At 71.6% G+C, this 18092-nt stretch carries 18 protein-coding genes; 6 read left to right on the forward strand and 12 right to left on the reverse strand.

Annotated features, from left to right (window positions below; genetic code table 11):
• Nucleotides 1-502: 502 nt before the first annotated feature.
• From U8525_RS22550 to U8525_RS22565, 4 genes are read right to left on the reverse strand one after another with little or no spacing between them, the layout of a single operon-like run.
• Nucleotides 503-1060 carry a response regulator transcription factor gene (locus U8525_RS22550; RefSeq protein WP_374268350.1) on the reverse strand — a complete coding sequence of 186 codons (558 nt, stop codon included), beginning with the start codon at nt 1058-1060 and terminating at the stop codon, nt 503-505.
• On the reverse strand, nt 1057-2364 hold the full coding sequence (locus U8525_RS22555) for an ATP-binding protein (RefSeq protein WP_374268351.1): 1308 nt from the start codon (nt 2362-2364) through the stop codon (nt 1057-1059). Before U8525_RS22555 ends, U8525_RS22550 begins: the two co-directional genes overlap by 4 nt.
• Complete coding sequence (locus tag U8525_RS22560) at nt 2361-3062, reverse strand: hypothetical protein (RefSeq protein WP_374268352.1); 702 nt, start codon at nt 3060-3062, stop codon at nt 2361-2363. Before U8525_RS22560 ends, U8525_RS22555 begins: the two co-directional genes overlap by 4 nt.
• Before the next feature lie 41 nt (nt 3063-3103).
• Complete coding sequence (locus U8525_RS22565) at nt 3104-3994, reverse strand: transporter (protein WP_374268353.1); 891 nt, start codon at nt 3992-3994, stop codon at nt 3104-3106.
• Nucleotides 3995-4212: 218 nt separating this feature from the next.
• Between U8525_RS22565 and U8525_RS22570 the strand changes: the two genes are divergently transcribed.
• Nucleotides 4213-4650: a DoxX family protein gene (locus tag U8525_RS22570; protein ID WP_374268354.1), complete on the forward strand. Its 438-nt coding sequence runs from the start codon at nt 4213-4215 to the stop codon at nt 4648-4650.
• Nucleotides 4651-4674: 24 nt separating this feature from the next.
• On the opposite strand, the gene U8525_RS22575 is transcribed toward U8525_RS22570, so the two are convergent.
• The 5 genes from U8525_RS22575 to U8525_RS22595 form a co-directional block, all read right to left on the reverse strand.
• The gene (locus tag U8525_RS22575; protein WP_374268355.1) at nt 4675-5580 is read right to left on the reverse strand and encodes a metallophosphoesterase; all 906 of its coding nucleotides are present in this window, start codon (nt 5578-5580) and stop codon (nt 4675-4677) included.
• 220 nt (nt 5581-5800) lie between these two features.
• Nucleotides 5801-7330, reverse strand: coding sequence for a hypothetical protein (locus U8525_RS22580; RefSeq protein WP_374268356.1), 1530 nt, complete (start codon nt 7328-7330; stop codon nt 5801-5803).
• A gap of 209 nt (nt 7331-7539) precedes the next feature.
• On the reverse strand, nt 7540-8025 hold the full coding sequence (locus U8525_RS22585; protein ID WP_374268357.1) for a hypothetical protein: 486 nt from the start codon (nt 8023-8025) through the stop codon (nt 7540-7542).
• A 121-nt stretch (nt 8026-8146) separates the two neighbouring features.
• Nucleotides 8147-8524, reverse strand: coding sequence for a response regulator (locus U8525_RS22590; protein WP_374268358.1), 378 nt, complete (start codon nt 8522-8524; stop codon nt 8147-8149).
• Nucleotides 8525-8727: 203 nt separating this feature from the next.
• Complete coding sequence (locus tag U8525_RS22595; protein ID WP_374268359.1) at nt 8728-9180, reverse strand: Fur family transcriptional regulator; 453 nt, start codon at nt 9178-9180, stop codon at nt 8728-8730.
• A 272-nt stretch (nt 9181-9452) separates the two neighbouring features.
• Between U8525_RS22595 and U8525_RS22600 the strand changes: the two genes are divergently transcribed.
• The 4 genes from U8525_RS22600 (at nt 9453) to U8525_RS22615 (ending at nt 13831) form a co-directional block, all read left to right on the forward strand.
• On the forward strand, nt 9453-11426 hold the full coding sequence (locus U8525_RS22600; protein WP_374268360.1) for an ATP-binding protein: 1974 nt from the start codon (nt 9453-9455) through the stop codon (nt 11424-11426).
• Nucleotides 11427-11518: 92 nt separating this feature from the next.
• Nucleotides 11519-11944, forward strand: coding sequence for a hypothetical protein (locus U8525_RS22605; RefSeq protein WP_374268361.1), 426 nt, complete (start codon nt 11519-11521; stop codon nt 11942-11944).
• 391 nt (nt 11945-12335) lie between these two features.
• Nucleotides 12336-13277, forward strand: a complete 942-nt coding sequence (locus U8525_RS22610) for a hypothetical protein (protein ID WP_374268362.1) — start codon at nt 12336-12338, stop codon at nt 13275-13277.
• An 8-nt stretch (nt 13278-13285) separates the two neighbouring features.
• Nucleotides 13286-13831: a hypothetical protein gene (locus tag U8525_RS22615; RefSeq protein WP_374268363.1), complete on the forward strand. Its 546-nt coding sequence runs from the start codon at nt 13286-13288 to the stop codon at nt 13829-13831.
• Between the two features lie 23 nt (nt 13832-13854).
• Here the strand turns inward: U8525_RS22615 and U8525_RS22620 are convergent, their stop codons facing one another.
• Together U8525_RS22620 and U8525_RS22625 are read right to left on the reverse strand one after the other, a co-directional pair.
• Nucleotides 13855-14943 carry a glucose 1-dehydrogenase gene (locus tag U8525_RS22620; RefSeq protein WP_374268364.1) on the reverse strand — a complete coding sequence of 363 codons (1089 nt, stop codon included), beginning with the start codon at nt 14941-14943 and terminating at the stop codon, nt 13855-13857.
• On the reverse strand, nt 14940-15623 hold the full coding sequence (locus tag U8525_RS22625) for a cyclase family protein (protein WP_374268365.1): 684 nt from the start codon (nt 15621-15623) through the stop codon (nt 14940-14942). Before U8525_RS22625 ends, U8525_RS22620 begins: the two co-directional genes overlap by 4 nt.
• Before the next feature lie 357 nt (nt 15624-15980).
• Here U8525_RS22625 and U8525_RS22630 point away from each other — a divergent pair, with 357 nt between their 5' ends.
• Nucleotides 15981-16358, forward strand: a complete 378-nt coding sequence (locus tag U8525_RS22630; RefSeq protein WP_374268366.1) for a response regulator — start codon at nt 15981-15983, stop codon at nt 16356-16358.
• Between the two features lie 91 nt (nt 16359-16449).
• Here U8525_RS22630 and U8525_RS22635 read toward each other — a convergent pair whose 3' ends face one another.
• Nucleotides 16450-17907, reverse strand: a complete 1458-nt coding sequence (locus tag U8525_RS22635; RefSeq protein ID WP_374268367.1) for a response regulator — start codon at nt 17905-17907, stop codon at nt 16450-16452.
• Nucleotides 17908-18092: the final 185 nt, after the last annotated feature.

Raw genomic sequence — 18092 nt, forward strand, 5'->3', positions numbered from 1 at the left:
GCACCGCCGACCCGCCCGATTCGCCCCTCCAGCCCAGTCCCTGAACTCCTCGCTCCTCGCGGCGCTCGCCGAGCACGGTCCGCGTCTGTCATCAAGCCTCCCGGCACGACGTCCACCGGACGGTTACGGACATTACGGGTCGTGGTACCCAGGTCCTCTGCAATCTGCGGCTGGGGACGTCCTCGGGCGGCCATCAGCACCGCCTGGCACCTCTCCCGCAGTCGTCGGTCCTCCGTCCTTCGGAAGCACGCCTCCAGCTCGCTCCTCTGCTCCGCACTTAACTCCAGCCGACTCATGCAGCTTCAACCCGCGGGGCATGACGGATTCATCCGAGCCGTGAATCAGGCCGCTGCGCTGGGACTCCGGACATCGAGTCATTCGTGGAGTCACAGCTCAGGCACAAGGGCGAACCGGACCGCTCCCCTTGGAGCTGGGAAGACCGGACACCTGAACATTGATGAATGGAACTCGGCACCCTGGAAATGGGAGTGAAGACGCCGCGTCAGCGCGACGGCGGGTACTTCTGGAGCTTCCGCTGGAGCGACCGGCGGTGGATGCCCAGCTTGCGGGCGGCCTCGGAGATGTTGCCGGCGCTGTCCGCGAGCACGCGGTGGATGTGCTCCCACTCCGCTCGCGCCAGTGACGGCGCCTGGAGCGTCTCCGGCGCCGCGACGTTCGGCGCTTCCTCCGCCCGCGCGAACGCCGCCAGGATGTCGTCCGCGTCCGCGGGCTTCGGCAGGTAGTTCACCGCTCCCAGCCGGATGGCGTCCACCGTCGTGGAGATGCTGCCGTAGCCCGTCAGCACGATGACCCGCGTGGACGCATCCACCGCCAGCAGGTCGCGCACCAGCTCCAGCCCGCTGTGGCCCGGCATGCGCAGATCCACCACCGCGTACTCCGGTGACTCGCGCCGCGCCGCCGCCATGGCCTCGTCGTGGTTGCCCGCCGTCGTCACGTCCCAGCCGCGCTCGCGGAAGGCCCTCGCCAGGCGCTCGCGCAGCGTGCTGTCGTCGTCCACCAGCAACAGGCTGGGACGCTGATCCACCGGGACCGTGCTCATGCCGCCGCTTCCTTCGCGCCCTCGCCCGGCAGGCTCAGGCTCGCCGTCGTGCCCTCCCCCGCCTTCGAGCGCAGCTCCAGGGAGCCTCCCAACTGCTCCGCCAGCGAGCGCGCCAGGAACAAGCCCAACCCCATGCCTTCGCCCGGCGCCTTCGTCGTGAAGAACGGCTCTCCCGCGCGTGTCAGCACCGCCTCTGGCATGCCCTGGCCCTCGTCGCGCACCTCCAGCCGCGCGCCCGTGCCCTCCGGCAGCACCCGCAGCTCCACGCCCCGGCCCGCGGGCGTTGCCTGGAGCGCGTTCTTCACCAGCCCCCGCAGCACCCTCGCGAGCGCTCTCGGCGGTCCGTGCACCCGCTGTGTCCTCAGGGCCTCCGGCACATCCACCCGCACCCGCTCGCGGCCCGTCAGCTCCGACAGCGTCTCCTCCACAAGCCGCTCCAGCGGGATGGGCTGGAAGGGCTCGCCCGTCGTCTGACCCGCGTCCGCGGACATCTGCACCAGCACGTCCCGGCAGCGGTCCACCTGCTGGCGGATGAGCCTCAAATCCTCTCTCACTGACTCAGATGTCTGTGATGCCGCGAGCGCCCGCTCCAGCTCCTTCGCCACCACCGCGATGGTGGACAGCGGCGTGGACAGCTCATGCGCCGCGCCCGCCGCAAGCGTCGCCAGCGAGGCCACCTTCTCCTGCCTCGCGTGCCTTGCCCTCGCCTGCTCCAACTCCTGCTCACGCCGGGCCAGGGCTCGCGTCACGCGCTGGATGAAATACACGATGAAGCCCGCCGCCACCGCGAACGCCACCCACATGCCGCTCAGGTGCAGCCGCATCAGCTCCGCGTGGTCCGGCCGCTCCAGCCCCGGCAGCGTCACGTCCTGCAACACGAACAGCGACCCGAACGCCACCAGCGTGACGCCCAGCATCGCCCACGTGCGGCGCGGCGGCAGCAGCACCGTGCCCAGCGCCACGTTCACCAGGTACAGCGTGGTGAAGGGGTTGTGCGTGCCACCGCTCAGCGCGAGCAGCCCCGTGAGCACCAGCGTGTCCCAGAGCATCAGCCCGAAGATGGCCGCCTCCGCCACCGGCCGCGCCCTGGCGAGCCCCGCGCGCACCGCCGCGTTCGTCACCGCCTCCAGACCCAGCAGCGCCACCAGCGCGGGCACCGGCAGCACCAGCTTCAGGCCCCACGCCGCCACCGCCACCAGCACCGCCTGCCCCACCAGCACGCCCCAGCGCAGCCGCAACAGCCACACCAGGTTGATGCGGGCGCGGAGCGAGGGTTCGGAGGAGGGCCGCGGTGATGGCGTCATGGCGTGGCGGAGGACATCGCCACGGAGCGGGCCACCGTGTCCAGCGCCGCCGCCGCCGCGTCGGGGGACTCCAGGTCCACCGTGGCCAGCCACGTGTCCCAGGCGAGCGCGAAGGTGCGCTCGGCCGCCGGCTCTTCCTCGGACAGCGTCAGCCCGTCCAGCACCACGTCCACCGTGGCCACGTTGGACGTCACCAGCCGGAACGGCTGGGGCTCACCGCCCCCCGCGGGCACCCGCGTCCCCTCCAGCCACAGCGTGCGCTCCCCCATGTCCACGCCGCTGTCCGCGCCCGGCAGCCCCTCCGCGTCCGCGTCCGCGGGCTCGAAGGTGAGCCGCGCCCGGCAGTAGCGCCCCGGCGGAGGCCGCACCGTGCCCAGCGTCAGCACGTCCCCGTCCGGCCGCTCCAGCCCGCTCACGTGCGGCACGCCCAGCTTCAACGGCGACCCCACCGAGTGCGCGTGCGCGGTTCCAACGGGCGACAGCGCCTTCAAGAGCCGCCAGCCCAGCGCCTCCTCGCACGGCCTCAGCTCCACGCTGCCCAGCGCCACGTAGCCGCGCGTCAGCGTGAGCACCTGGCCGTCCGCGCGCGTGAAGGACCGGTCGCCGCCCGCCGCCTGCACGCCCTGCGCGGCGGCCCGGTGCTCCAGGCCCAGCGTGACGGTCATGCCATCCACGCGCTCGCCACACGCGCTCAGCATGCACAGCCATCCCAGCCATCCCAGACGCGCGGCGCGGAGCATCACAGGTCGTACGCGAGCGAGAGCACCGCGATGGGCGTGGACGACACCCGGCGCAGCTGGTTGACGACGGGGATGCGCACCCCGGCCTGCACCACCACGTCCATGCCCGGGCTGAAGAGGAGGTCCGGCGACGCGTAGGCGATGAAGCCTCCGCCGGACTCCTCCGGAGTGCCGTTCGTGTCCGGCGCCTTCTCCGCCCGGGTGTCCACGCCCAGGCGTACCGCCCAGGTGGGCGACGGCTGATACTGCGCCGCCACCTGCGTGCGCACCGACGCGCCCAGCCGGTAGTCGTCGCGCCCGCGCGAGGGCAGGAAGCCCAGGGCGCTCGCGAGGAACGACCAGCTGCCCCGGAAGCCCTGCCACGCCAGCCCCGCCATCGGATCCACGGAGCCGCTGCCGGGCTGCGCGTCGATGCCCAGCGCCGTCCCGTCCCGCGCGCGCAGCCGGGGGCCGGTGGGCAGCTTCACCCCGCCCACCACGCTGAGCAGCTGGTCCGGCGAGAACTCCTTGTCCTTCCACACGAACGCCTTCGCGCTCACGTCGATGTCGCCCAGCCCCCAGCCGCGCTCGAACCCCAGGCTCACGTCCTGGACCTCGCGCGCCTGGAGCGGCAGGTTCACCGCCAGCACCAGCCAGGGTCTGGGCGCGTACGCCACCGCCACGTCCATGCGCAGCTCGCGCAGCCGCTGCGCGTCCACGCCCGCCACGCCCTCCGTGTGGCCCCACGCGCGCAGCATCGTGGACAGCCGCAGGCGCCCTTCGAAGGGCTGCTCGCCGCCCATGGACGTGAGGGTGGGGTCCCCGCACGCGCAGCTCGCGCAGGCCCACGCCGCGGGCGCGGGGGCGAGGAGGAGCGCGGCGCTCAGGAGGGCCAGGATGGAGGTTCTCAAGGCGTGGCCACCCTAGCGTCCCACCGTCCTGGCGCACTGTGGCGTGTTGTCGCAGCCCGCCGGTGCGTCACCCCGGGGACGGACCGGCGGTCCGCCCGCCTGGGGAACGGGCGGGGGAGCGGGGGCCGGCTGTCCGCCCGCCCGGCCGTGCGTATCTGGAGAATGACACCCACCCGTCCGCGTTGCGGGGGGACACGTCGGAGGCACGGAGGTCATCCATGGGGCTGCTCGCACCGCTGGGACGACTGCTGTTCTCGGTCATCTTCATCACCAGCGGGCTCAATCACTTCATCCAGCTCCAGGCCCTCACGGCCTACGCCCAGGCGTCCGGTGTGCCCGACGCACGGCTGGCGGTGCTGGTGTCCGGTGGGGTGCTGGTGGTGGGGGGCCTGTGCGTCCTGCTGGGCACCTTCGCCCGCCTGGGCGCGGCCATGCTCGCCGTGTTCCTGGTGGCGGCCGCCTTCATGGTCCATCACTTCTGGAAGATGGATGATCCGGTCCAGGCCCAGAACAACCTCATCCACTTCATGAAGAACCTCTCCATGGCGGGAGGCGCCCTGCTCATCGTCTACTTCGGGCCCGGCCCCTTCAGCCTGTCGCGCAAGAAGCGCGAGAGCTCGCTGGGCGGCATGAAGCTGGGCGCGCCCCTGCGCTGAAGGACGCGCGGGCGCGCCGTGGCATCAGGTCCCGACGTGGGCGGCCTGCGGGGTGCGCAGGGTGAAGAAGGCGACCTCCGGCGTGCTGCCCCGGCGCAGGTACGGCCCGCCGAAGCCGAAGCCCAGCCCCTGGTTCACGTACAGGTGGTTGCCGTTCACCCGGTAGTGGCCGCGGATGTAGGGCTGGCCCGCGCGGCGGAAGATGGCCTCGGTGAGGCCTCGCACGATGAACTGCCCGCCGTGCGTGTGCCCGGAGAACTGCACCAGCCCCGCGTGCGCGGGCAGCTGCTCCGCGGTGGGCGGCGTGTGGGCCAGCACCAGCCGCGTGCCGGTCGTGGGCGCCCCCCGGAAGGTGGCCTCCACGTCCGCCATGCCGGTGAGCCCGTCGTCGATGCCCAGCACCGTCACCGGGGCGCCCTTCACGTGCACCACGCGGTGCTCGTTCTGGAGCACCGTGTAGCCCAGGTCCTCGAAGCCCGCGCGCAGGTAGGGCACGTCCACCCAGTGGTCATGGTTGCCCATCACCACGAAGACGGGGCCGTTGAGCCCCTGGAGCAGCTGGCGCACGCGCGGCAGCGGCTTGGGGCTGTGGGTGACGTAGTCGCCCGTGAGGAACACCAGGTCCGGCGCCGCCTCGTTCACCGCGGCCACCGCGCGGCGGATCCGCACGTCGGAGGTCGCCTGGCCCACGTGCACGTCCGACAGCTGCGCGATGCGCAGGCCGTCATGCTCCGGGTGGATGCTGTCCAGCTGGAGCAGGTGCTCGGTGAGCACGAAGTGGTCCCGCCAGCGCAGGCGCCGGTCCGGCCGGAAGGGGTCGGGGCCTCGCGCCTGGAGCTCGTTGCGGCCGTGGGGCTCCACTGCCTCGGAGATGGCGAGGGAGGAGGTGGCACCAGCGGCGTGACGGCGGCGGGCGAGTCTCAGGCGCATGCGTTCGGATTCCTCCGGTGGGGCGAGGGCGATTGTAGAGAGCGATCCCGAGGGCCGTGAAGCCCGGGGGCCGGTCCGCCTGCCCGCTTGAGCGAAGGCAAGGGGGCGGAAGCAAAACCGGGCCTCCTTCCCGAACATTTCCGCGCCTTCCAGGCGGGCGCCGCGCCGCCGTGACGCCGGGTGCGACATGCGCAGCATCCCGGCGTCAGGGTGGGACCTGCTAGTAGCCGCGCAGTACCGTCAGGCCCTCGGAGGTGAGCACCAGCAGCATGCCGGAGGCGCCGGAGCCGTCGTACACCAGCTGGAGCACCTTGTTGCCGCGCACGCCCGCCACCTTCTCCAGCGTCTTGGCCGGGGTCAGCCGGTAGAGGCCGCCCGCGTTGGTGCCGATGAAGAGCGAGCCATCCTGGGTGGAGGCCAGGCTGTTGACGTTGCCGAGCGCGGACACGTCCGCGCCGACGCGGGTGCCCTTCTGGAAGGGGTTGGTGGCGGAGAGGATGGTCATCTCCCACAGGCCCAGCGACTTGCTGCCCAGGTAGTACTTCCCGTCGGTGGTCTGCTGGAAGCCGCGCCACTCGTCGAAGTCCGCCTGCGAGTTGACCTCCGGGAGATAGGAGGACTTCACCTTCTGCTGGTTGATGTCCGACCTGAGGGTGTCGTCCCAGGTCTCCAGCTTCGTGTCGGGCGTGACGGTGCCGAAGTTCCAGTCGTTCGCGATGAGCACGTCCCCCTCCGGCGAGATGCCCAGGCCGTAGGTGTAGCCGGCGTACTGCGAGCCCCTCGCGTCGAACCACACCGGGTGCCGGTGGGCGTTGTACGTCAGGCCGCGGAGGCGCACGACGCCGTGGTTGGTGCCGAAGAAGACGTCGCCCTTGTTGGGGCCGCGCAGCACGGACGCGCAGCTGAGCATGGCGCGGTCTTCGTCGAAGTGGTGGTCGTTGCTGTTGCGGATGCCCAGGCTGACGCCGTCCACCACGCTCGGGCCCGTCTGGATGAAGGGCGTGCCGTCCGCGTCGGTGTTGGCGCGGCGGGACTGGTTGATGTGGCTTTCGAGGGTGACCTGCCCGCTGGCGTCCAGCTTCACCGCGTCCACGTCGCCCTGCTTGTAGAGCTGTAGCCGGCGCGCGCTGAACGGGTAGCAGGTCTGGTCGTTCACCGGCCTCTCGCAGGGCTTCGCGGTGACGATGAAGTTGGTGTGCAGCCCGGGGTACTCCGGATCCACGTCCAGGTCCGGCGCGCTGTAGCCCACGTAGGCGCGGCCCGCCTCGCCGCCGCAGATGACGGTGGAGGACTGCCCCTCCGCCGCCTGGCCCACGGGCCCCGCCACCCAGACCAGCTTCTGCGTGTCCGCGCGCACCACGCCGATGCGGGCGCCGTCCAGCACCCAGATGTTCTTGCCCAGGTCGATGCCCACCGACTTCACCTTGCCGATGCCGTAGCGGTCCGAATAGTCCGTCACCGGATCCGCCGGCCATGGATCCACCGCGCCCGCGTCCGTGCCGCCGTCGGCGTCCGTGCCCGCGTCGGTGTCGGTGCCCGCGTCCGTCCCGGCGTCCGCGCCGCCGTCGGTGTCCGTGCCGGCGTCCGCGCCCGCGTCCGTGTCACCGCCCGTCCCCGCATCCAGCTCCGGCCGCGGATTGATGTCGTCTGTATCGTCCACGGGGGACGAGGGCCCATCGGACCCGCCGCAGCCCCACGCCGACAGCACCATCGCCCCTACACACACGCCCAGCAGTCGTCGTTTCACCATGGTCTCCCTACGCGTACGCGCCACCCAAGCAAGCGGCGTACCCGCCTCGGAGCGCAGGCTGTCCGTGCGACATTCCCGGGGGAGAGGGCAATCTCCTTCCCAGCCAGGGCACCGGCCGACCCTGAAGGGGCAGTAAAAAAGCCGGGCCTGCTCCCCTGGTGGGGAGCGGGCCCGGTGTCCGGCCTTCGCGAGGAAGCTGTCCGGCGGTCCTACTTCTTGGGCTTGGGCGACGTGGCCTTCAGCTCCAGCGCGACGGAGTCATCGCCGTCCAGCTGGAACTTCGCGCGCACCCTGGCGCCCTCGGGCAGCTCGCTCAGCGTCGCCGGCTTGTCGTCCAGGGTCACCTTCGTCCGCTCGCGCACGTCCAGCTTCACCTCCGGCAGCGTGTCCTTGCGCGCCAGGGTGATGTCGTCGTCGTCCTTGGCCTTCACGGTGCCTTCCAGGCTGAAGGCGTCCTTCTCCTTCCAGACGCCGGTCTGCGCCGCCTTGTCCTTGGACGTGTCCGCGCCCACGAGCGACTTCGCGGCGTCACCGATGGCGGGGCCCACCTGCTGGGCCTGGATGCCCGTGGACGGGCCGTTGTGCTGACGCGAGCTGGGCGCGCTCGGCGCCGGGTTCTCTGGCGTGCCGGAGGTCTCCTGCGCGAAGGCAGCCGTCCCAAGGCACATCACTGTGGCGACGATGAGCTTCTTCATGGTCCCGCTTCCTTTCGTGTATGGGATTCGTGTCTGGCTTCAAGGGTGGGGTGGCTGGGTCCTGGCGCCAACCTGCGCCCCGCGGTCATCCCGGCCCGCCGCAGGTGGAGCAGGCGGGCGCTCAGACCGGCAGGCACAGCTGCTTCACGGTGGTGAGCAGCGCGGACAGGTCCAGGGGCTTGCGCAGGTAGCCCGCCACGCCCATGCCATCCACCGTGCCGCGCACGTCCAGGTCCGCGCTGGCCACCACCACCGGGATGTCCGAGCACGCGCGCTCGTGGCGCAGCGCCTCGCGGAACGCGACGCCGTCCATGCGGGGCATCATCAGGTCCAGGAGGATGAGCTGGGGCCGGGGCTCCGACGAGCGCAGCCGCTCCAGCGCCTCCAGCCCATCCGCCGCCAGCTGCACGGCGTAGCCCTCCAGCTCCAGCGCGTCCTGGAGCGCATCCCGGATGTCCATGTCGTCGTCGACGACCAGCAACGTGTGATGGGCTTCCATCCCAATCCCCCTGCGAGCCGCGGAGCGCCCGCGCCGTCCCCCGAGCCGGAGCGGCGGGTCCCCGCCTTCGCCAGCACGAATCTGTGCCTGGGGACAGGAGAGTGGAAGCTCACATGTAGGCGTGCGCCTACCAGCGAGCACAGGCGCCATGGGCGCTCCCCAGGCAGGCTGCCTGGCGGGCGGGGAGCGGAGGGGTGGGCTGGCTACTCGCAGCGGTCGCAGAGGCCGCGCAGCTGGACCTCGACGGCGCGCTGTGACACGGCGCGGGGGACGCCCCGGGCGGTGGTGAGGCGCACGGACTCCTCGGGGAGGCAGGAGACGGTGCCGCAGTCGGTGCAGGTGAAGTGCGGGTGGTTGTTGGCGTGCTCGGTGGCGCCGGCGCGCTTGAGCTCGAAGCGCCAGACGTGGTCGCCCAGGTCGGCGCGCACGACGAGGCCGGCCTCGGTGAGGTCGGTGAGGTTGCGGTAGATGGTGACGCGGTCGTAGCCCTCGCCGCCCAGCTCCTCCACCAGGTCCGCGTGGCTCATGGGGGCGGTGGCGGTCTCCAGCTTGCGCAGCACGGCCACGCGGGGGGCGGTGCTGCGCAGCCCCGCGGCGCGAATCCGGTCCTGGAACCCGGTCAGCTTCTCCTGCGCCGTGACTTTCTTGGCACCCATGGGCGGTCGAATAACACACCGCCGCGCTCGCGTCCCCCCGCGCGCGTGTAAATGAAGTGTACCTGTAGCCCGGTTGTACCTGTGACGCGGCAGGCCAGCCGCTGGCTCCCTGGGCCCGTGGCCTTCCAACTTCCAACACTTCCGCAGGGTTGCCTTGACTCGGGAGCCTTCGTTACCAGACTGCGCCCTTTCCATACCTGGAGGCGGGCCGTTGGGGGCCCTCGCTCCAGGACGACCTGTCGCCCGCGCCCGCCTTCGGCCTCACTCCCCCGATGAAGCCCACCCTGCTGCTCGTCGAAGCCCCGGGCCCTCATCGGGAGCTCCTGTCCCTGGCGTTCCAGGGCCAGGGGTGGCGGGTGCTGGTGGCGGCGGGGGTGGAGCCGCTGGTCAGCGCGCTGCGCGAGTCCCCGCCGGTGCACCTGGTGCTGGCGGCGGCGGGGCTGCTCGGCTCGGCGGGGGCGCAGTTGGAGGCGCTGCGCGCGGCGCTGGCCGGGTCCGGCGCCTCCCTCTGGGTGGAGGCGCCTCCGGCCGAGCAGGCGGCCCTCCAGCGGCTGGGGGTGCCGGTGACGGGCTTCCTGGCGCCGGGCCTGTCGCTGGGCGCGCGGGTGGAGGCGGTGCGGCAGGCGCTGCCGGGGGAGGCGCGGCGGGCGCAGGCCGGCCGGGCCGCGCTGCGGGTGCTGGTGGCGGAGGACGACCCCGTCTACCGCAAGCTCCTGCTGCTGGCGCTGGCCTCCTTCCACTTCGAGCTGATGGAGGCGGAGGACGGCGTGTCCGCGCTGGAGCTGGCGCGGCGGCATCCGCCGGACGTCGTGCTGGCGGACGTGCTGATGCCCCGGCTGGACGGCTTCCGGCTGTGCCTGGCGCTGCGCCAGGATCCGAAGCTCGCGCGCGTGCCGGTCATCCTCACGCACGCCACCTCGCCGGATGAGCTGGACCTGCGCATGGCCGCCAACGTGGGGGCCAACGGCTTCGTGCGGCGCGCGCAGGGGGACGACGAGCTGGTGGCCACGCTGCTGCGCGAATCGCGCGCGGAGGGGCCCCTGCCCGCGCCGGTGCCCGACGAGCTGTCCACGGAGACGCACCTCTACTCGATGGTGCGCCAGTTGGAGCGGCGGGTGGGGCTCCTGGAGCAGGCCGAGCGCACCGCGCGCGAGAGCGAGGAGCGCTACCGGCTGGTGGTGTCCGGTTCCTATGACGGTGTGTGGGATTGGGACATGCGCGGCCAGCGCATGTACTGGAGCCCGCGCCTGCTGGAGATGCTGGGGCTGGGGCCGGAGGACTTCCCCGGGACCTCCGAGGCGTTCCTCGCGAGGGTGCACCCGGAGGACCGGGACGCGGTGGCGTCCGCGCTGGCGCGGCACCTGGAGCAGGGGACGCCCTACGACGTGTCGTTCCGGCTGAAGCACGAGGCCGGGGGCTACCGCTCGTGCGTGAGCCGGGGCCGGGCCATCCGCGACGCGCAGGGCCGGCCCGTGCGCATGGCGGGCATCATCGGCGACGTGACGGAGCAGCTGCGGCTGTATCGCGAGGCGCGCGAGGCGGTGCGCGTGCGGGACGAGTTCCTGGCGGTGGCCGCGCATGAGCTGCGCACGCCCCTGGCCGCGCTGCGGCTGCGCGTGCAGGGGACGGCGGCGGCGCTCAAGCACGAGCGCCAGGTGGCGCCGGAGCGGCTGGAGCGCGCGCTGGTGGCGGCGGACCGGCAGGTGCAGCGGCTGGCGGACCTGGTGGAGGGGCTGCTGGACGTGTCGCAGATGCAGAGCCACGCGCCCCGGCTGAACCTGGAGGACGTGGACCTGGGGCAGGTGGTGCGGGACGTGGTGGCGCGCACGGAGGAGGTGGCGGCGCGCGCGGGGTGCCTCCTGGTGGTGCGCGACGTGGCGCCCGCGGTGGGGCGCTGGGACGCGCTGCGGCTGGGGCAGGTGGTGACGCACCTGCTGGTGAACGCGATGAAGTTCGGTCCGGGCAAGCCCGTGGAGCTGGAGGTCCAGGCGGACGCGGACACGGCCTGGCTGGAGGTGCGTGACCACGGCATCGGCATCGCGCCGGACCGGGTGGACGGCCTCTTCCGCCGCTTCGAGCGCGCGGTGCCCACGCGCAATTACGGGGGGCTGGGGCTGGGGCTGTATCGCCTGTATCGCATCGTGGAGGCGCACGGCGGCGAGGTGGCGGTGACGAGCACGCCGGGGCAGGGCGCCACGTTCCGGGTGCGGCTGCCCCGCGCGGGGCCTCCGGTGGGCCACGCCTGACGGGGCCTGGACGCCCGGCGCACTGTCGGGTGATCCACACCCGCTGGCGGGAGGCCGCTTTTCTTCGGGGCGGGAGGACGCAACTTCCCCGCATGGGAAAGCGACCGGCCGTGTTGGTGATGAACGGGAGCGAGGACCTCATCGAGGCACTGGAAGAGCTGCTGGACGGGGCGGGCTTCCAGGCGAAGGGCGTGCGCGTGCAGGACGTGATGCGCGGCCCGCTGGACTTCGCGACGCTGGTGCGGGAGGTGGCGCCAGCGGTCATCGTCTACGACATCAGCGTGCCGTTCGAGTTGAGCTGGGGCGCGTTCCAGAAGCTCGCGGCGAACCCGGTCGTCGCGGGCATCCCCTTCGTGCTCACGACCACCAACCGCGAGGGCGCGAAGAAATACACCGGTCAGGATGTGATTGAGCTGCTCCTGAAGCCCTATGACATCGATCAGCTCATCCAGGCCGTGAACCAGGCGGTGAGGCGGGGAGATGGAGGAGGCGCCGCGCGGAGCACACGCTCACGGTGAGCACCCCCAGCGCCGGTCCGCATCCTTGCCGCGATTCCAAGGGTGTCGGACTCAGGTGTTAGTCCCGGCCTCGCGCTTCCTTCTGTGAGGGAGCCAGCCTGGAGGGTGGGATGACACTGCGTTGGGGCGTGGTGCTGCTGCTGGGATACCTCATTGCGGGCTGTGCAACGTCGAGGGTGGTCCGCTTGGACACGGGAGAAGGCGCGCCCATCGTCTACACCCCGCCGAGCAGCGTGGAGCCCATCGAAGTTGACGCGGGGGCGTTCCAGAGGGTGATGACCCAGCTCGTGCTGGACATGCGCTTTTCTCTGCGTCCCGAGGAGGAGGGGCGCCAGCGAGTCCGGCTCGCTTCGTGGGACCCGGAGCCTCGCGCCCAAGGAAGAGGGAGGCGGTGAAGGAAGTCATCAACCCACTGGCCCTGAAGGCGATGATCACCTCGGCCATGGCCGCCTACATGGTCCTCGTCGTGGCACCCGAGCCGGTGACGAAGCTCGTGGCCATCGCGCTAACGACCTACGTCATCGCCTACATCGGCTTGGAGTCCTTCGCCAACCTCGTGAAGGGATGGCAGCGGCTGTCCCTGGACGCGGAGCGGGCGGTGTCCTTCCAGGAGTTGGAGGAGGCCGGGCACCACTTCGGGAAGGTGATGGGAGCGAATGGAGCGCGAGTCCTCATCCTGGCGCTGACGGCGGCGCTGGGGGGCGGGGCGGCGAACATGGCTTCGAAGGGCCCCATGCTCCCGGGCTTCGCGCGTGTGGCCCTGGCGGCGGAGACGAACGCGGGCTTCCAGCTGTCCGCGGCGATGGCTGGCGGTGTTCGCTCCATCTCCGTGGCTGAGGGAGCCATGACGGTAGGACTTGCCCCCAATGCAGTCGCCATGGCCGCTCGGGGGCAGGGAGGACAGGGCGGGCCGCAGAGCCGCGACGCTGCTCCAGCGAAGCTCTTCGAGAACCAGAAGCCCCAGTTCTTCGCTGCTGAGCTGGAAACCGCGCGGAAGGTCGGCGTTCGACCTGCCAGCGTGATGGACTCCGAGTTCCTACGCTATGCGAACGCGGGCCGAATCAAGTGGGTGGTCACTCCTGAGGGCCAGTTGCAGGTGGTTCCTCATACGTGGCGAGGAACCGAAATCTCGCACGCGGTTGCCAGTGGAGGTCGTCCCGTGCTGGCCGCTGGCGAGGCGGACATCGCTGTTCACGGCGCCGCTCGCATCGGCATGGAGATTACGCCACAGAGTGGTCACTTCCTGTATGGCGCATCCGAGGCGATGAGCGCGAGGGCGCTGGAGATCGGGAGACAGGCCTTCGCCCGAGCGGGCATACTCTTCCCACAGTAGCGGGGACCATGGAAACCGTTCGAGACCTGCTGGATACCGTTCTTCAATGGCCTGCCAACGACGTAGCGGTGTGGCTTGATGGGCTCACCATCGGCGAGCCCGTTGGAGGCGAGAACTTCAACTGGGAAGTGTTCGCATTCACAGCCGCTGCCCGGGCGGGCGAGGAACGAAGTCTTCCGTGGGCTCACATCGCGCTGCGCGTATACGACGGGCTTTCGAGTCGTTCGCCAGCGCGCATCGCTCACCCTTTCTCGCTCTCGGCGATGAACCTGCGCGCACGGCTCATCCGCGACCTTGGGGCCCAGGAAGGTGACCCTCTCCTGGACCCCGAGGTCATCGTGGCGTGGTTCCGGCGAATGGCCACCCTGTCCGTCGAGGACGCAGGACGGCTGTCATCCTCGACGGACCTGAGCACCCTTCCGCAGGACAGGCTCCTCAAGCTTCGTGACCTCAAGAACGCGCTCAATGTCCTGGCGCAGATCGCTGAAACGCGCGGGGTGCAGAAACATCCGGAGCTGCAAGGCTGGCTGAGGCTCAGAAGCAAGCTGCCGTAGTGGCCCATGACGAGCGCCGTCCCTCAGTTCCACGCCAGCCGCACCACCTCCTTGATCCCCGTGCGCTCGAGCAGCATCCCGGGCGCGTCCTCGATGCTCCGGTGCGCGGTGATGATGCGCCGCACGCTGTCCGGGAAGAGCTCCATGCACTGCCCCAGGAGCTTCAGGGCCAGCGCATACGCGCTGCGGCTCGCGTTGACCGTGCCGAAGAGCAGCTGGTTCTCCAGCACGATGTTCCGCATCAGATGATCCGCCGGCAGCGGCGTGTCCCCGCTCAGCGGCGGGATGCCCGTGAAGATGAACAGCCCGTTGGGCCCCAGTGACTCCAGCGCCGTGAACGCCAGCTTCGCGTGGCCCACCGCCTCGTAGATGAGGTCGATGTTCCCCAGCTTCTTCCCCAGCTCCTCCGGCTTCACGTCCTGGCCGGAGAGGTAGCCCGCGCCGAACGAGCGCACCAGGTCCGCGCGGTCGCTGTCTTGTGGCTCCATCGAATACACGTGCGTCTCGAAGCCGTGCGCCACCATCGTCATCGCGCCCAGCAGGCCCACCGGCCCCGCGCCCAGGACGACCGCCCGCTGCTTCGCGGGCTCCCAGGGCAGCCGCTGCTGCAACGTCTTCACCTGCTGCACCGCCTTCGCCGCGATGGTCAGCGGCTCCGTCAACACCGCCACGTCCGCCAGCTCCGGCGGCACCCGCGTGAGGTTCCCCTCCTCCTCCACCGTCTGCTCCGTGAGGAAGCCGTGCGTCTGCTTGATGCCGCGCTCGCGGAAGTCCCCCGTCACGCAGAAGTCCTGCCGGCCCGCGCGACAGGCCAGACAGTCCTCGTGCAGGCACGGCCTGCGCACCGACGGAATCACCAGGTCCCCGGGGCGGAGCTTCGTCACCCCGGGCCCCACCGCCTCCACCTGGGCCAGCGCCTCGTGTCCAATCACCAGGTGGTCCTCGCCCGGCGGAGGATCGCCGTACTCGAACGCGGCGATCTCCCGGTCCGTGCCGCAGATGCCCACCTCCCGCACCTTGAGCAGCACCTCCGTGCCCTTCGCCACGGGCGGTGGCGGCTGATCAATTACTCGCACCTCGTGGGTGCCTGGAAACACCGCGACGGCCTTCATGACTGTCCCCCCTCCGCTCGTGACCGCAACAACACCCTCGCCGGAGCCCCGTCCCCGTCCTTCAGTCGCAACGGCAGACACACCATCTCCCAGGCGCCGGGCTCCACCCGCGTCAGGTCCAGGCCCTCGATGACGCAGACCCCCGCCTCCAACAGCAGCTGGTGCGTCGCCGCGCCCTCGTCCATGCCCGCGATGGACAGGTAGTCGATGCCCACCGTGCGCACCCCCACCTCCACCAGGTAGCGCGCCCCGTCGCTCGACAGGTAGGTGAAGCCCGGCTGGAAGGCCGCCGTGTCCCACCGGCGTGAGGAGTTGCGCGTCTTGAACAGCAGCCGCTCCCCCCGGCGCGGCGCGTGGGCCCGCAGCGCGGCCGCTGTGATGGCCGGCCCGCCGGAGAGCGCCAGCACGCGCACGTCCCCCAGCAGCCGGTCGAGGGGCATCGCGTCCACCCCCATGCCGCCCGCGATGAAGTGCACGGGCGCGTCCACGTGCGTCCCCGAGTGCACGCCCAGCGACAGGTGCGACACGTTGGCCGCGTCTCCCTTCGCCATCGCCAGGTGGGGCCGCACCTGGATGGGCGGGTTGTCCGGCCAGTGCACCATCCCGTCCTGGACCGGCACCGTCACGTCCACCCAGGGCGGGCCGCCCGTCCCGGCCTCCAGCGTCGAATGCGTTGCCATGCCCGAAACGTAGACACGCGTGTCCATGCCAGGACGCGACGAGGGACGGCGTGCTCCACCGGCCGCCCCGGCCTCCAGGGCCGCCCGTCCCCTCCGCGCCGGGCGCCTGCTCCGCGTCCGCGCGCCCTTCCGTGGAGCGCCGCCCCCGTGCGTCCCAGCTCGCTTCGATGGAGTCCGCGACGAGGTCCACGGGGGCGCGGGGCCGGCAGTTGCAACGGACCCACCCCCATCTCCGCGCGTGCCTCCCGACAGGCGACCTGCCGGGGGCCTGCCCCGCGTGAAGCCCGCGTGCACGCGCGGGGCGAGGGCTCACGTCAGCCTTGGCGCCAGCGGCGCGACCTGCATAGGCTGCTGCCCGTGAGCAGCACCCCCTCGCGTTCCACCATCCTCATCGTCGACGACGAACCGGACCTGCGCGAGGTCGTCGCGGAGCTGCTGGAGATGGAGGACTACACGGTGCTCCAGGCCGCCAACGGCCAGGCCGCCCTGGACGTCCTGGCCGCCCACGACGACCCGCCCTGCCTGGTGCTGCTGGACCTGATGATGCCGGTGATGGACGGACATGAGTTCCTCCACCAGCTCCAGCAGGACGCGCGCTACCGCGAGCTGCCGGTGCTGATGCTCACCGCCCACTTCTCCGCCAAGGCGCCGCCGGGCACGGTGGGCCTGCTGCGCAAGCCCGTGGACATCGCGGAGCTGCTGGCCATGGTGGCCCGGCACTGCCCGGCCTCCTGAGCGCGGCGCCCAGGCCCCGGCGCTTCCCGGAGGCCCGCGGGCCTGCCCGGCCGGGAGGCACGCGAGCGGGGCGACGTGCGTCCGCTCGGGCTCAGGCACCGCTCCTCGGCAGCGTCAGGGTGAACACGGTCCGCTCCGCGTCCGACGTCACGGTGAGCGAGCCCCGGTGCCCGCGGGCGATCTGGTCGGAGATGAAGAGGCCCAGCCCCAGCCCGGACGGCACGTGGGCGCCGGTGCGCGCGCGCTGGAACGGATGGAACAGCGTCTTCAGCTCCTCCGGGTCGATGGCCTCCCCGGGGTTGCTCACCCGCGCGACGGCCTGCTCCGGTTCCCCCACGAGCGTCAGCTCCACGGTGGCGTCCGCCGGGCTGTACTGGAGGGCGTTGCCCACCAGGTTGCTCAGCACCTGCGCCAGCCGGTCCGCGTCCCAGCTCCCCGTGAGGGGGCCGGTGGCCGTCACCTTCACGGTGCGGTTCGGATGCACCAGCTCCAGCTCCCCCACCACCTGGCGCGCCACCTGACCCAGGTCCGTGGCGCCCGGAGTCAGCGGGATGCCGCTGCCCAGCCGGCTGCGGGTGAAGTCCAGGAGCTCGGTGATCATCCGCGTCATCCGGTCCGTGCTGTGGATGATGCGGCTGGCGGTGCGCTCCAGCGGCGGCGGCAGCTGCTCGCTGGCGACGAGGAAGCTGGCGCCCATGCGGATGGAGTTGAGCGGGTTGCGCAGGTCGTGGCCCACGATGCCCAGGAAGCGCTCGCGGAACTCCGCGGTCGAGCGCAGCTCGGCCTCCGCCTGCTTGTGCCGGGTGACGTCCACCAGCACGCTGCCCACGCCCACCACCTCCCCCCGGGCGGTGCGCACCGGGTGGTAGCTGGCCATCACGTGCACCCCGCTCCCCGGCGCGCCCGCGTGCTCCAGCGTGAGGCCCAGCTCCTCCGCGGGCTCGCCCGTCTCCATCACGCGGCGGAGCAGCGGCTCCAGCCAGGGCGCGCGGCCGGGCAGCACCTCCGCCAGCGTCCTCCCCGCGTAGGCGTCCACGGGCAGCCCGTCCAGCTTCGCCATGCACGCGTTGACGCGCACGAAGCGCAGGTCCCGGTCCATCAAGGACAGCCCCACCGGCGAGGAGGTGAGCAGCGCGTCCAGCTGCGCGAACACCTCGGCCTTCTCCTCGCTCGCGCGCCGCACGTCGTCCACCAGCCGCTTGGTGCGCGCGAGCGCGTCCACCCGCGCGCGCACCTCCTCCGTGCGGAAGGGCTTGGACACGTAGTCGTTGGCGCCCGCGCGCAGGCCCTGCACCAGGTCCTCCGGCCGGCTGTGCGAGGTGAGCAGCAGCACCGGCAGCACCTCCGTCTCCCGCTGGCCGCGCAGGAACTGGCAGACCTCCGGGCCGGACATTCCCGGCATCTCCCAGTCCAGCACCACCACGTCCGGCGCCCGGCCGGCGTGCAGCCTTTCGAGCATCGCGGCGCCATCCGGGAACGTCTCCACCTGGAAGCCCGTTCCCAACGCGGCCTTGATGAAGCGCGCCTCGCTGGCGCTGTCGTCCACCACCCAGACACACGGTGCGGGCTCGGCAGGGACGGGCGGGAACCCCGACGGGCGAGGGAAGGCGGCATCGGGCGGAGGAGGCGGGCGCATGGATGGAAGTCGGTCCCCGGTGCGGAGGTCAGCAGGGCGCAGGGTGCCGGATGTGGCGGAGGTCCGTGGCGCGCTGTCACCCGCCGTGGCACGGCGCT

This window comes from Corallococcus sp. RDP092CA (assembly GCF_041903675.1).
Taxonomy (GTDB): Bacteria; Myxococcota; Myxococcia; order Myxococcales; family Myxococcaceae; genus Corallococcus.